The 12,257-nt window shown below is 68.5% G+C and carries 15 protein-coding genes and 1 pseudogene; 4 read left to right on the top strand and 12 right to left on the bottom strand.

The annotated features are described in order from the left end of the window. Nucleotides 1–85: 85 nt before the first annotated feature. From ACWFRU_RS02060 to ACWFRU_RS02025, 8 genes and pseudogenes are all read right to left on the bottom strand, one after another. A pseudogene (locus ACWFRU_RS02060) lies at nucleotides 86–330 on the bottom strand (EsaB/YukD family protein); the annotation flags it as partial. Between the two features lie 5 nt (nucleotides 331–335). Then, complete coding sequence (locus ACWFRU_RS02055) at nucleotides 336–977, bottom strand: hypothetical protein (RefSeq protein ID WP_453683812.1); 642 nt, start codon at nucleotides 975–977, stop codon at nucleotides 336–338. A gap of 33 nt (nucleotides 978–1,010) precedes the next feature. Further along, nucleotides 1,011–1,397: a toxin-antitoxin system YwqK family antitoxin gene (locus ACWFRU_RS02050; RefSeq protein WP_453683811.1), complete on the bottom strand. Its 387-nt coding sequence runs from the start codon at nucleotides 1,395–1,397 to the stop codon at nucleotides 1,011–1,013. Then, nucleotides 1,397–3,874: a YwqJ-related putative deaminase gene (locus tag ACWFRU_RS02045; RefSeq protein WP_453683810.1), complete on the bottom strand. Its 2,478-nt coding sequence runs from the start codon at nucleotides 3,872–3,874 to the stop codon at nucleotides 1,397–1,399. Before ACWFRU_RS02045 ends, ACWFRU_RS02050 begins: the two co-directional genes overlap by 1 nt. Further along, a complete protein-coding gene (locus ACWFRU_RS02040) occupies nucleotides 3,871–4,272 on the bottom strand; it encodes a DUF6507 family protein (protein ID WP_453683809.1) in 402 nt (133 codons plus the stop codon). The genes ACWFRU_RS02045 and ACWFRU_RS02040 overlap by 4 nt, the downstream gene beginning before the upstream one ends. Nucleotides 4,273–4,319: 47 nt before the next feature. Next, entirely contained in the window at nucleotides 4,320–4,631 is a 312-nt protein-coding gene (locus tag ACWFRU_RS02035; protein WP_351161619.1) for a pore-forming ESAT-6 family protein, read from the bottom strand. Between the two features lie 56 nt (nucleotides 4,632–4,687). Then, nucleotides 4,688–5,017, bottom strand: coding sequence for a hypothetical protein (locus ACWFRU_RS02030; RefSeq protein WP_453683808.1), 330 nt, complete (start codon nucleotides 5,015–5,017; stop codon nucleotides 4,688–4,690). Between the two features lie 348 nt (nucleotides 5,018–5,365). Continuing rightward, the gene (locus ACWFRU_RS02025; protein ID WP_453683807.1) at nucleotides 5,366–5,854 is read right to left on the bottom strand and encodes an ATP-binding protein; all 489 of its coding nucleotides are present in this window, start codon (nucleotides 5,852–5,854) and stop codon (nucleotides 5,366–5,368) included. A gap of 176 nt (nucleotides 5,855–6,030) precedes the next feature. On the opposite strand from ACWFRU_RS02025, the gene ACWFRU_RS02020 reads away from it, so the two are divergent. Both ACWFRU_RS02020 and ACWFRU_RS02015 read left to right on the top strand, forming a co-directional pair. Next, nucleotides 6,031–6,861 carry a helix-turn-helix domain-containing protein gene (locus tag ACWFRU_RS02020; RefSeq protein WP_453683806.1) on the top strand — a complete coding sequence of 277 codons (831 nt, stop codon included), beginning with the start codon at nucleotides 6,031–6,033 and terminating at the stop codon, nucleotides 6,859–6,861. Next, nucleotides 6,858–7,061 (top strand): DUF397 domain-containing protein, encoded by a 204-nt coding sequence (locus ACWFRU_RS02015; RefSeq protein ID WP_453683805.1) that lies wholly within the window; start codon nucleotides 6,858–6,860, stop codon nucleotides 7,059–7,061. The genes ACWFRU_RS02020 and ACWFRU_RS02015 overlap by 4 nt, the downstream gene beginning before the upstream one ends. A gap of 31 nt (nucleotides 7,062–7,092) precedes the next feature. Here the strand turns inward: ACWFRU_RS02015 and ACWFRU_RS02010 are convergent, their stop codons facing one another. Together ACWFRU_RS02010 and ACWFRU_RS02005 are read right to left on the bottom strand one after the other, a co-directional pair. Then, nucleotides 7,093–8,034: a glutaminase gene (locus tag ACWFRU_RS02010; RefSeq protein ID WP_453683804.1), complete on the bottom strand. Its 942-nt coding sequence runs from the start codon at nucleotides 8,032–8,034 to the stop codon at nucleotides 7,093–7,095. Between the two features lie 215 nt (nucleotides 8,035–8,249). Beyond that, entirely contained in the window at nucleotides 8,250–9,002 is a 753-nt protein-coding gene (locus tag ACWFRU_RS02005; RefSeq protein ID WP_453683803.1) for a DUF883 C-terminal domain-containing protein, read from the bottom strand. A gap of 161 nt (nucleotides 9,003–9,163) precedes the next feature. On the opposite strand from ACWFRU_RS02005, the gene ACWFRU_RS02000 reads away from it, so the two are divergent. Beyond that, complete coding sequence (locus ACWFRU_RS02000; RefSeq protein ID WP_453683802.1) at nucleotides 9,164–10,105, top strand: phosphotransferase family protein; 942 nt, start codon at nucleotides 9,164–9,166, stop codon at nucleotides 10,103–10,105. 42 nt (nucleotides 10,106–10,147) lie between these two features. Here ACWFRU_RS02000 and ACWFRU_RS01995 read toward each other — a convergent pair whose 3' ends face one another. Together ACWFRU_RS01995 and ACWFRU_RS01990 are read right to left on the bottom strand one after the other, a co-directional pair. Then, the gene (locus tag ACWFRU_RS01995) at nucleotides 10,148–10,918 is read right to left on the bottom strand and encodes an SAM-dependent methyltransferase (protein WP_453683801.1); all 771 of its coding nucleotides are present in this window, start codon (nucleotides 10,916–10,918) and stop codon (nucleotides 10,148–10,150) included. A gap of 178 nt (nucleotides 10,919–11,096) precedes the next feature. Continuing rightward, the gene (locus ACWFRU_RS01990; RefSeq protein ID WP_453683800.1) at nucleotides 11,097–11,657 is read right to left on the bottom strand and encodes a DoxX family membrane protein; all 561 of its coding nucleotides are present in this window, start codon (nucleotides 11,655–11,657) and stop codon (nucleotides 11,097–11,099) included. A 202-nt stretch (nucleotides 11,658–11,859) separates the two neighbouring features. Between ACWFRU_RS01990 and ACWFRU_RS01985 the strand changes: the two genes are divergently transcribed. After that, a complete protein-coding gene (locus tag ACWFRU_RS01985) occupies nucleotides 11,860–12,183 on the top strand; it encodes a nuclear transport factor 2 family protein (RefSeq protein WP_453683799.1) in 324 nt (107 codons plus the stop codon). The last annotated feature ends 74 nt before the right edge of the window (nucleotides 12,184–12,257 follow it).

The following is a 12,257-nucleotide window of genomic DNA, read 5'->3' as shown; positions in this document are numbered from 1 at the left end:
AGTCTTTTCTGCCTCTTTGGTGAGGGCGGTCTGGATGAGCTTGCGGCGGCGGCCGCGGCGGATGAGGGGTGCCGCGATCGGGGGGGTGCGCGACGGGCGCGGAGGGCGCGTCCTCGGCCCGCACCAGCCGCAGCACGGCGCCGTCCGATGTCCCGGCGGACTCGAGCGTGCTGTCGTGCGCGAGGCCGAGCCGTTCGCGGTGACCAGATGCCGCAGCACAGGCCGCCCGGCGGCCTGATCATCGAGCAGCCGCAACACTTCTGGGAGTGGGAGCGCGGCTGAGTGGGCCCCTGACCCCGCATGGCGTCTCGGGGAAGCAGTCCAGCTCATGGCTGTTACAGCTTGTCCGTCAGGTCTGGCCCCAGCCCACTCTCATCAGCGTCCGGCGTACTGATGCCGAAGTCGACGGCATGCCCGAAGTACGTCGGCTCACCTGTCTCGGCTTCCACGCCCAGTGCGGAGTTGAGTTCGCGCAGGGCGTCGGCAAGCCGAGGGGCATTCCTGTTCTGCACCTCCGGATGCGGACGGCCGGAGAAGTCGAACCAGCTCCAAATGTCGTGGTGAACCGAAATGGTTGCTGTCGGGCCGTAGGAGGAAGTTGTGACGGAAAGATCCACAAGGCGGGGCTCCTTTCGGGGGCGCCCCTCAGCGTCGTGCCAGATTCCAGTACCGATGACGTTGAAGTCTCGGATCTTCGCTTCGGAGAATGCTGCAGGGCGGCTTCCAGAGAGCTTGTGAGGGATTTCTGGGTCTGTCAGGTTTCGAATGAAGATCGTGCTCATTATCCCTGTGAACCCTTTCCCGGAGGTGAGCCACATGCATTCCAGGCCGCTCGGCACAAACAGCTCGTACTGATCGAGCACCTCGACCATTCTTGCTGCGACGCTCAATGGAGAGTCGATACCGGATGGCGCGATCTCGTCCAGATCCCAAAACCAGGATCCGCATTCCTTTTTTGCGCCCATAAGTGTTGACATGCAGTTCCCTGAGGGGTCAGACCATTGTCAAGCCTACTCGTACGTGCTTGGGCCCTGCGGTTCCGCTTCCCAGTCCCTGGTGAGCTGCCCTTGTTCATCCCACTTCCGCTCTTTGACTAGAAAACCGTCGTCGTTGAACACTTGCTCTACTGCCAGATTTCCGTTCCGGTGCCACTCTCGACAGAATCCAACAGCGCGTCCTCTACGAACAAGCCCTTCAGACCGCAGAGTCCCGTCTTCGTACCACTCGCGCTCGATTCCGTCCTGTATTCCATCTACGTATACATCGAGGCTGATGACGCGGTCGCCAAGTCGCTCCTCTACCTCACCAGTGAATAGTTCGCCCTGATACAGCAGTCGCTGACCGGCGTCCATGTCCACATCGGGGTCGTCGATATCGATTCGCTTCGTGTTCGGCATTAGGGAATCCAAGTCTCATCGCTCGGTGGATAGTCCGGATGTCTACCATAGGTGCTGTCTACCCCCTCCAGCATATGGAGACAGTTTGCGCAGAACGGGGCTGGACGCCCCGGTGCCCCGGTGAGCGGGTGACGCACGTAGGGAAGCTCCACCGACGCGCTTAGCTCTGCAAGTGCACCCTCTCCGTCAGGGAGCCCCTTCCTCGTTCGCTGCCAGAGCAGTTCGTTGGCAGCCTTTACTTCGGCATGTCCCAGTGGGTTGTCTGGATGAACGTTGGGGATGGAGTGAAGTCGCTGAGCCAGCGTCGGGTGGAGATTTTCAGCTGAGATGACATCCCTAGCTTTACCGTTGACTCCCTCGATGACCTCTCCGGTCCGTAGGTCAATTACGGATCCAACACATGCACCGACGGTCTTCCGACCGAGGGTGCCGTCCGCCTTGGCGTTCCGGTAAGCGGCCCCACGCTCGTAGGAGAGGTCCTTCAGGTAATCCTCAACAGGGCGACCATCAACGTGCGTTATGAGGCCGTTGGTACGCGTGATGCGTGCCTCGGGAAGTCGGATGAGGCTCTTCTCCGACAGGCCAGGTGCTGGCGCATCGTCGAGGTCGGTACGAAGATGATCTGCCACCGGATCACCCTTGGGTACAGACTCGCCATCGCTGTGATAGCCGATACCTCTCGGGTTCTCGTCGTAGTAGGGCGGGTGAATCGGCGATGTATGGGGGGCACCATCGTGCGGACCCGAGTGGTTGGGGTAATGGGAGCCATTCTCCGCGGTCGAGTTGGCGCCATGATCACCTCCCGAGCGCTCGGTGGGCCCATGGCCCGCGCTGCCGCGACGGGCGCCGTCCACGGTGTCAGAGCCGGGACCTGAGTGGCCGTGTGGTGCGCCGCCAGGTGATTCATGACCAGCCGCAGAGCCACCTCCAGAGTCGTGGGCACGACCGCCTGGTGCGTGATTTTCCGCCCCACCCGAGACAGCGCGCCCCGCGCCATCGCTGCCGTCCCCAGCCCGACCGGCTGCCGCGCCTGCGCCGTCTCCGGCACGGGCGCCAGCCATAACTGGTTCGCGGAGCGGATCGTGCACGGAGGGCATCTCGGCCTGTGCGCCAGCGCGCTCCGCCGCTGTACCCTCCGCAGTCACCTCGTCGGACCGCTGGATGACCTTGCCGTGCTCGTCCAGCAGGTCGTGCGTGATGGGGTGAAGGTAGATGGCATTGCCGTCAGGGTCTGCGTACCGAACGGCGTCCTCGGGCACTCCCGCCGCGCGCTCGGGCAGGGTCGAGGCCTGTTCGGGAAGCCGGTAGGCGCCGACCGGCATTTCCAGGTTCACGGTGCCGCGGCCGTTCTTGAGGTGCGCGAACGTGTCCCGGATGGTGACCGCGGTGAACTTCGTGCCCTTGACGACATAGGTGGCCGGATCGATCAGTCTGGCGCCCTTGCCCGCGATCGCGGCGGCTCGTGCCGCCGTTCCGCCCTTGGCGGCAGCACCTGCTCCACCGGTGAAGACTGTCGTGATGACGTTGAAGGAGACGGTGCCTCCGGCGCGGGCCGGGTTCTTGCTCCACATGTCGTAGGCGACGAGGGCCTTGCCGGTTTCTGTCACCGCGCGGCGGGAATCACGCATCAGTGGGGGGAGCTTGTTCGCGGGGGTCTGCCAGTACTTATTGCTGACGCCGGGCATGGTGCTGAATGCCACGCCGGTGGCCAGCAAGCCAAGACCCTTCCAGGCCTGACCCTGGGCGTCGCTCCCGTTGAATCCCGCCAGCGTCGCCAGGCCCTTGACCGTTTCCCAGCCTCCGTCGACGAGGAAGCCCTCGGTGAAGCTGGTGACCTGATACGAGACCCATTCCAGGCCTTCGCGCTTCCTCGTCTCAGGCGTGCCCCAGGGCAGCTTCTCCATCTGCTTGAGGACGTCGGCGGTGTAGCCGTAGGTCTTCGCGCCGATGGGGCGGAGCATGTTGCCGCCGGTCTCCATGACGTACTGGGTGCCGTCGACCAGTGCGGTGATCTTGTTGTTGGCGGCGACCTCGGCTATCTGGAACGCGGCCTCCGCCTCGGCGATGTCGTTGTAGAGGGTCGTGTACTCGTTGTGCTTGCTCTCGTCCTTGCGCCAGTCGTCGTCGATCTTGCCGTCGTCACCCCGCACGTCGTTCAGGAAGTCGACGGCCTGCGCCTGCAGGCGCTTGAGTCGTTCAGCGATCGGTTTGACGGTCGAGGCGTACTCCGCCAGCGCCTCCGCGACCGTGACGACCTTGTTGGCGTAGGTGTCCGCGCCGTCGCGCACCGGTGCGGTCGAGGCGAACAAGTCCTCCGCCTCGGGCGCGGAGTAGACCGCGGCCAGGGTCTGAAACTGGCTGTGAGCGGTGCTGCCGCCCATCCGGATGCCCTCGGCTGCGCGTCGCAGACCGCCGATGTGGTGGCTCAACTGGTCTAGATCGCCCGTGAACTGGGGTATTTTCGCCGGATCGATCACAGCTGGCCGCGCTTCCAGCCACCCGGCATGTCCAGATCCTTATCGATCACGCCGGCTGCCTGCTGTTGCGTACGAGCCGCCATTTCTATGTCCCCGGTCTGGTAGGCGGCCGTGGCGGTCAGCGCGCCATTGACCGACTTGCCGGCCCGTGCGCCGATGAACTGCAGCTCAGCCGCCGTGCCTGTGGCGAACTCGGCCAGGGCAGCGGCCACCAGCCCTGACGGCTGACCCTGTCCACCGCCACTGGCTCCGCCCGGAGCGACAGTGCCGGCCGTCTTGGCCGCGCCTTCCAGTTCCTCGCCGTACGTCTGAACCACATCATTCAGGGCGTCCAGCACGTCGCCCATGAGCGAGGCCAAAACTCCCACCCCGGCCGGATCAATGTCCCACTTCGGCATGCGTCCCCCCTGTGATCACGCTGTTCGAGTCCGCAACTACGCGTCGTTCAGCCGATGTTGTCGACCGCCGCGCGCGCCCGCGCGAGTGTCGACTGGGCGGTGCCGTCGTTCTGTTCCAGCGTGGTGCGGACGAGGCGGATGATTTCTCGGACCTCGTTGGCCGCCTTGTTCCAGCGGACTTCCTTGCCGTGGTAGTCGTCCGAGACGCCGTCGGCCTGGTAGTCGGCCATCGCGGCCTTCACGGCGCGGTCGCGGTCGCCGAGAACCCGCTCCAGCTGGCCGATGATGATCTGCAGGCCGCCCTGCACGTCCGATGAGGCGCCGGTGTCGTAGGAGCGGCGATCCTGGTTTCCAGCCATGACAAAATTCCCCCTGTGTAAGAAGTGCGCTGCTGAGTGCGTCGGTTGACTTGGGCTCAGCCGGAGAAGCGGGCGCCGTCGAAGTTGGCCGCGCCCATGTTCTGGTGCGCGTTGTCGGACTGCTCCTGGTCACCGGAGCCGAACGCGGTGTCCATGCCCGCCTGGCCGCCCAGGATCGAGGACAGCGCCCCGTTCAGATCCGAGGTGATCTCGTCCGCGCGCAGCTTGAACGAGTCGAAGGTTGCCTTGCCCGCCCCGTTGAACTTGCCCTCCAGCGGCTCGGCCGCCTGCACCAGCAGGCTGATCAGCGTCCCGAGATCGTCGCTGGACCCCGCGGTGTTCTTCCCCAGCACCGCGAGAGTCGTGTCTCCCATGTCGAACTTCATGAGTCCACCCCCGTAACTCGCCAACTATGTGCGCACTGCCTCTGGTTGCCGGTCACAGCAGGCGCATGCGTTACTCACGCCACGTAAGCGTATCGAACATACTGTCCCATGAGGCGTTGCAGACGCAACGTCAGTTCGGTTGGAGTGGCGTGATCTGTCTCATTGCTTGAGCTGCCGCGTCCTGGGGTGGCAGCTCAACTCCGTCGGGAACTGCGTGACATCCGGTCGACGGGAGGTGCCTGACATGGCTGCGAGGGATGGTGGGGCACCGTGCCGTGTGTGGCCAGCCTCCCTGGGGGAGCGTGTCGTTGACGGCGCTGCCTGCCGGGGCTGGCGGCATCCCGGGCGTCAAATGTGGTCCACCGAGTGTGGGCGGGCCGCGGTCCGTACGCGCAGTTCGGCCCAGACCGTTTTGCCGGGGGTGGTCGGGCGCGGGGTGACGCCCCAGTTGTCCGCGAGGGCGGTGACGAGGAGGAGGCCGCGGCCGGACTCTGACGTGGAGTCGGGGGCCGGGGCGGTGGTCGGGGGCTGTTTCTCGGCTCGGGTGTCTGTCACCTCGATGCGGAAGGTTCCCTCGGCCAGGGCGAGTTGCAGGTGAAAGTCCCGCCCGGGAACGTGGCCGTGCCGTACGGCGTTGGCGGTCAGCTCTGCCGTGATGAGGGTGAGTGTCTCGTTGACCTGAGTCGTGTACGGGTGGCCCCAGTCGTTCAGGCGGTGCGAGACGAGACGGCGGGCGAGGCGGGCGCCACGCGGGGTCGAGGTGAAGCGCATCGTGAACTCGCGTTCGGGTGCGGTGCGTTGTGGCATATGCCCGTTCGGGGGAGTTGCTGACTTCATGGGGTCAACGGTCGTGCACTCTGCGTAGCGTTGAACAGGCGTGATGCGCTGACGGACGCGGGCTGTACGCGTGCGCGGCACGCTTGTACGTGGTGTCGGGCGTGACCGGTTCCCGCGCTGTGCGTTGGCTCGGCGAAGTCCGCTGACCGTGCTGGTCGAACGGGAGGAGCTGCGCCGTGGACGACGAGGTTCAGCAGCCGGAGTGTGAGGTCGGGTCGGGCATTCTGTGCGTGTTCGGACGGCAGTTGAAGCTGTTCCGGGAACGGGCGGGGATGGACCGCGCCAGGCTCGGTTCGCTGACCGGGTACTCGTCCTCGACGATCGCGTCGTTCGAGCAGGGGAGGCGTGTTCCGCCGCCGAAGTTCATCGACCGCGCGGACGAAGTGCTGGACTCGGGCGGGGTGTTGAGGGCGGGGAAGGAGGAGGTGGCTCGTGCGCAGTATCCGGCGTTCTTCCGGGACGCGGCACGGTTGGAGGCGGAGGCTGTTGAGCTGCACGTGTACGCGAACCAGGCGGTGCCCGGGCTCTTGCAGACGGAGGAGTACGCCCGGGCCATCTTCATGATGATGCGGCCACCCATGAGCGACGAGCTCATCGAGCAGCGAGTGTCCGCGCGCCTGGCCCGGCAGGCGATCCTGTCCGGCCGTGCTGCTCCACTCACCAGCTTCGTCATCGATGAGGCTGTCCTGCGGCGTCCCATCGGAGGACGGGGTGTTCTGCGCGGTCAGTTCGAGCACATCATCCTGGTGGGGGAGCGGCGGAGCGTCGAGGTCCAGGTGATGCCGCTCGGCTGCGAGGAGAATGCCGGGATGGCCGGCCCGTTCACCTTGATCGAGACAAGGGAAGGGCGCAGGATCGCGTACGTAGAGGTCCAGAACGTAAGCCGTCTCCACACGGAGAGGGAGCGGGTCCGGGTGCTGGAGGGCAAGTACGGGATCATCCGGGCGCAGGCCCTGACTCCACGGAAATCATTGGCGTACGTAGAGAAGTTGCTGGGAGAGCTATGAACGCGCACGGACACGAGCCGCACATAGGTCAGTTGGCATGGCGCAGCAGCAGCTACAGCAGCGAGGAAGGCGGCGAATGCGTAGAGATCGCCATCCGCCCCGCCAACGTGCACGTGCGCGACTCCAAGGACACCACCCGCGCCCCGCTCGCCGTAAAACCCACGACGTGGACCGCGTTCGTCGAGTTCGTGGTGCTCTGACGGGGGCAAGCCGCTGGAGGCGCGTTGCGCGTCAGAACACCGACAAGCCTGTCAGTGTCGTGAAGCGGTCCAGCGCTGCCACCCCCGACACCGAGTTGCCCCGTTCGTCCAGGCCCGGGCTCCAGACGCAGAGCGTGCAGTGGCCGGGGACGACGGCGATGATGCCGCCGCCCACGCCGCTCTTGCCGGGGAGTCCCACGCGGTAGGCGAAGTCGCCCGCCGCGTCGTACGTTCCGCATGTCAGCATGATCGCGTTGACCTGCTTGGCCTGGCTGCGGCTGAGCAGGCGGGTGCCGTCGGCGCGGATGCCGTGGCGGGCGAGGAAGCCGGTGGCGAGGGCCAGGTCGGCGCAGGACGCCTCGACCGAGCACTGGCGGAAGTACTGGTTCAGGAGTACGGGCACGGGGTTGGTGATGTTTCCGTACGACGCCATGAAGTGGCCGAGCGCTGCGTTCCGGTCCCCGTGCGCGGACTCGGAGGCGGCGACGCTCTCGTTGATGGCGAGGTCGGCGTTGCCGCTCTCCGCCCGCAGGAAGTCGAGGAGGGTGACCGCCGCGTCGCCCGTCTGGGTCTGGAGGCGGTCGGTGACGACCAGCGCGCCCGCGTTGATGAAGGGATTGCGCGGGATGCCGTTCTCGTACTCCAGTTGCACGAGCGAGTTGAAGGGGTTGCCGGAGGGCTCGCGGCCCACGTGGTCCCACAGGGCTTCGCCCTCGCGGGCCAGGTCGAGCGCGAGGGTGAACACCTTGGTGATGGACTGCGCGGAGAACGGCTGCCGCCAGTCGCCCACCCCGTACACCGTGCCGTCGGGCTCCGCGACGGCCATGCCGAAGCGGCGCGGGTCGCAGGCGGCGAGCGCCGGGATGTAGTCGGCGGGCCTGCCGCGCCCCGGTGCCTTCTCGATCTCGGCGGCGATGCGGTCCAGGACCGGCTGGTAGGTCGGGGGCGTCCGGGGCGGGGTCATGATCGCCATTTTGCACCCGGGGCGGTCGGGGCGGTCGGGGCGGTCGGGGCGGTTGGGGTGGTTGGGGTGGTCAGGGCGACCGAGGCGGTCAGGGCTACCGGGGTGGCGAGGGTGACCGGGGTAGCGGGGGCGACCGGGGTGGCGAGGGAGGCCGGGGTGGCGAGGGTGACCGGGGTAGCGGGGGCGACCGCAGTGGCGGGGGTGGCCGGAGTGGGCGGTGGCGCTCAGGTCTGGGCTGTGCCGCCCCTCTCGCCCGCCTCCCCCGCCAGCGGGCGCCAGTACTGGTCCTTGCCCTCGTCCCGTACGACGTACCCCAGACCCTGCATCGTCTCGGCGAGGTCCCGGACGTCCTCCTCGGCCTTGCTCTTCAGGGCGACCTTCCGCGCCGCGAGGACCGCGTGCGCCTCGGCGGTCAGACCGGGGGCACCGGGGATCCAGCGGTGGAACAGGGCCGCGTGCGGGTCGGCGTCCCGCCACGGGTAGCCGTGCGAGCGAAACGCCTTGGCCAGGGCCGCAGCCGACGTCTTGTGGACGCCGCGCGTGAACTCGCACGACGACCGGTCGAGGACCACCAACTCCTTGCCGTCCAGGAACACCGCGGAGACGCGGGCGCGTTCGATGGTCCGCTTCGTCTCGTGCAGGTCGGCCACCAACTCCCGGTCGGTCAGCGTCAGTTTGAGGGTCTCGTCGAAGTCCGTGGCGGCGATGAGCAGACCGGCGACCAGGCCGAGGCCCGCCGCGATCGCCGTCTGCCACGGCCTGTCCAGCGAGCCGACGAACGTGATGCCGTCCCGCCAGGGCAGCACCGGCAGGTCACTCAGCCACCGGGCCAGGGGCGGCAGGGCGATGCCGAGCAGGAGGCCGAGGATCGGCATGCCGATGAGTACGGTCAGCAGGTCGGCGCGCGGGTAACCGAGGACTGTCGTCCTGTCCTTGTGGAGGGGGACGGGGCGGCCGAGGCTCTCTTCGCTGGTCATGTCCCCGACGCTAGGCGGGCAGGCACCCGCGGGGGAGCGGCCGAAAGTAGGTGGGCGGCAGACTTCGGTCGGTGTTGCGGGGGTGTTGCGGGGGTGTGCGCCGGGGCGGGCCGCCCACAATTGCGTTGCCGTGGCGGGCGCGCTCTCCTACCGTGCCGATCATGCTGCCCACCGTGGACACCGACGAGCAATGGGACGTCGTCGTCCCCGACGAGGCGGTCATGCGGCCCGGCGTCGAGGACCTCTGCCGCGGGCTCGGCCTCGCCGGAGCGCCCCTCCACCGGTTCACGGAGGGAACACAGCCCGTCTACGCCGTCGGGGACGACCTCGTCCTGAAGCTCTTCCCCGGCTCCGTCGCCCACGACGGCCTCGTCGAGGAGCGGGTGCTGAGCCATCTTCAGGACCGGCTGCCCGTCCCCACACCGCGGGTGCACGCGGCGGGGGCGTACGAGAACGGCTGGCGGTACGTGCTGATGTCCCGGCTGCCCGGCGAAGACCTCGCCGAGGCCTGGCCGCGCATTCCGCGTGCCGACCGGGAGCGCCTGGTCACCGAGGCCGGTGAGGCGCTCGCCGCGCTGCACGCCCTGGACCCCGAGCCGCTCGCCGACGTGCTCGGGCCCGGCGACTGGGGAGCCTTCCTCCGTAAACAGCGTGCCGGGGCCGTCGCGCGCCAGCGGGAGCGCGGGCTGCCGGAGAGCTGGCTGGAGCAGATCCCCGGCTTCCTGGACGCGGTACCGCTGCGGGCCGACGCGCCAAGGGTCCTCCTGCACACCGAGTTCATGCGGCAGCATCTGCTGGTCGGCCCGGTCGGCGGAACCGGGCACGCCGGGCTCACCGGGCTCTTCGACTTCGAGCCCGCCATGATCGGGGACAGGGCGTACGACTTCGTGGGCGTCGGCCTCTTCGTCACGCGCGCGGAGCCGGGTCTCCTGGGCCGCTTCATGCGCGCCTACGGCCACACCTTCGAGCCGCGCGAACTCCTCGCCCACACCCTGCTCCACGTCTACAGCAGCTTGCCCTGGTACCTGCGGGAGCTGCCCGCCCCGCCGGAGCCGACGCTCGACGCACTGGCCCGGACGTGGTTCGACGCCGGAAGCGGCTGAGCCCTGGCGGCCCGCCCTCACCCACCGGCCCCTGGCCTGCTCTCAGCCCACCGGCATCAGCGTCAGATACGCGAGGCCGAGCACCTGGCGGTAGCCCCGCAGCCAGGTGGAGCGCTGGCGGTCGGCCTTCTCGCGGGTCTCGGCGGCCAGCGGGTGGCCGGGGTTCGTGGCCAGCCATTCCTCCACGTCCGTGCGGTAGCCGGACTCGAACTCCTCCCACTCCTCCGCGCTCGCCGTCTCCACCCACAAGGGGCGGAAGCCCGCGGCGATGGCCGCGTCCACGAGGTCGCCCAGGTAAAGGTGTTCGCCGGTGTGGGCCCCCGGCCACATCCCGGCGAGTTCGTCGGCGGTGGGCGTGCGCTGCCAGAAGCCCTCGCCGAGAACGACGCGGCCGCCGGGGTTCACCAGGCCGCGCAGGGCACCCAAGGCCGCCTCGGTGTGGCCGGGCGGTTCGGCGGAGCTGAGCGCGTGGCTCGACCCCAGGCACAGCACCAGGTCGGCGGGTCCGCGGGTGGTGTCCGTCGCCGACTCCTCGACGAAGGAGACGCGTTCGGCCAGACCGCGCTCCTTGGCGGCGGCGCGGCCCCTTGCCAGGTCCTCGGCCGACAGATCGACGCCCACGCCGGTGGCTTCCGGGGCGGACTCAAGGACGCGGAGCAGCAGCTCGCCCCAGCCGCAGCCGAGATCGAGGACGGAGCCGGTGCCCGGCGCGACACGCTCGACGAGGCGAGCGGCCCGCGCCTCGGAGAGCGGGCCGTGGAAGGTCAGGCCGGTCAGGCGGGGCGGCAGGTTCTGGCGGGTGGTGTCGGTCATGGGCGAGGACGCTATCCGGTCAACTACCTTCCCGAACAGCGACTTTCGCCGCGATGTGCCGCGCGACCTCGTCAGGCGGCACACCGGTCGTGTCGATCACCTCGCCCGCGCGCCGCAGCCACGGAAACGGCTCCCGCCAGGGGAGGACGTGGCGACAACGTACGCCGTGAAGCGGCCGTCAGTCGTCGTCCGGTCCCGACGCGCTCTCCTGCTCCCGTACCTCCTGCTCCCGTACGTTCTTCGCGCGCGAGCCCACCGAGACGAGCACGCCGAGTGCCGTGCCCGCCAGGGCCGCCGGCACCATCCAGTTGCGGTTGAAGGAGTGGCCGAGCGCGTCGTCGAGGGAGTAGGCGCCGGGGCCCGTGACGGCGAGGGTGGCGGCGACCATGCCGAGGAAGGCGGGGTACTCGTAGCCGCCCGCCTGGCTGAAGAAGCCGTTGGGGGCGTGCACCGCCGTCGCCCCGGCCATGGCGCCTGCCGCCGCGGAACCGGCGGCGGGGGTCGCGAGGCCCAGCGCGAGCAGCGTGCCGCCGCCCGCCTCGGCGAGCCCGGCGACGACGGCGTTCGCCTTGCCGGGCGCGAAGCCGATGGACTCCATGAAGGCGCCGGTGCCCTCGATGCCGTGGCCGCCGAACCAGCCGAAGAGCTTCTGGGCGCCGTGGGCGGCGAGGACACCGCCGGTTCCGACACGGAGCAGCAGAAGGCCCAGGTCACGTCGGTCGAAGCAGGAACGGGTCATGGCGCTGTCTCCTGGGGTCGGTGCGGGATCGGTACCGGGTGGTGCGGGATCGGTACCGGGTGGAGCCGGATGGGTGCGGGGTGGGTGCCGGGTGCTCGTCACTCCACCGTCCGTCAGAGCCACCCCGCGCACCCCGCTCAGGCGGCCGTACGGGTGACCCCGCCCGGTGGCGGGGCGGGGCGGGCGATGTGACGGTGAGCGCATGAGCATCCAGGTAAACCGGCTCGCGGACCCGACGGTCCGTGCCTTCGTGACCGCCGTGAACGCCCACGACGAGGCCGCCTTCCGTGCCGTCCTCACGCCGGACGCGACGATGGCCGACGACGGCTCCGCCCGCGACGTCGCCGACTGGGCGGACCGCGAGATCTTCTCCTCCCACGGCCACATGGACGTGGAGAGCGAGGCGGACGGCGGGCGCACGCTGCTCGTCTCGTACCGCAACGACACGTGGGGCGAGATGCGGACGAAGTGGCAGTTCACCGTCGACGGCGGGAAGGTCTCCCGGTTCGAGACGGGACAGGCCTGACGGGACAGGTCTGACGGGACAGGTCTGACGGGACAGGTCTGACGGGACAGGTCTGACGGGACAGGTCTGACGGG

The sequence above is a fragment of the Streptomyces sp. NPDC055099 genome, from assembly GCF_053607685.1.
The sequence above is the reverse complement of the archived record's forward strand: the minus strand, read 5'-3'. Positions and strand labels throughout refer to the sequence as shown.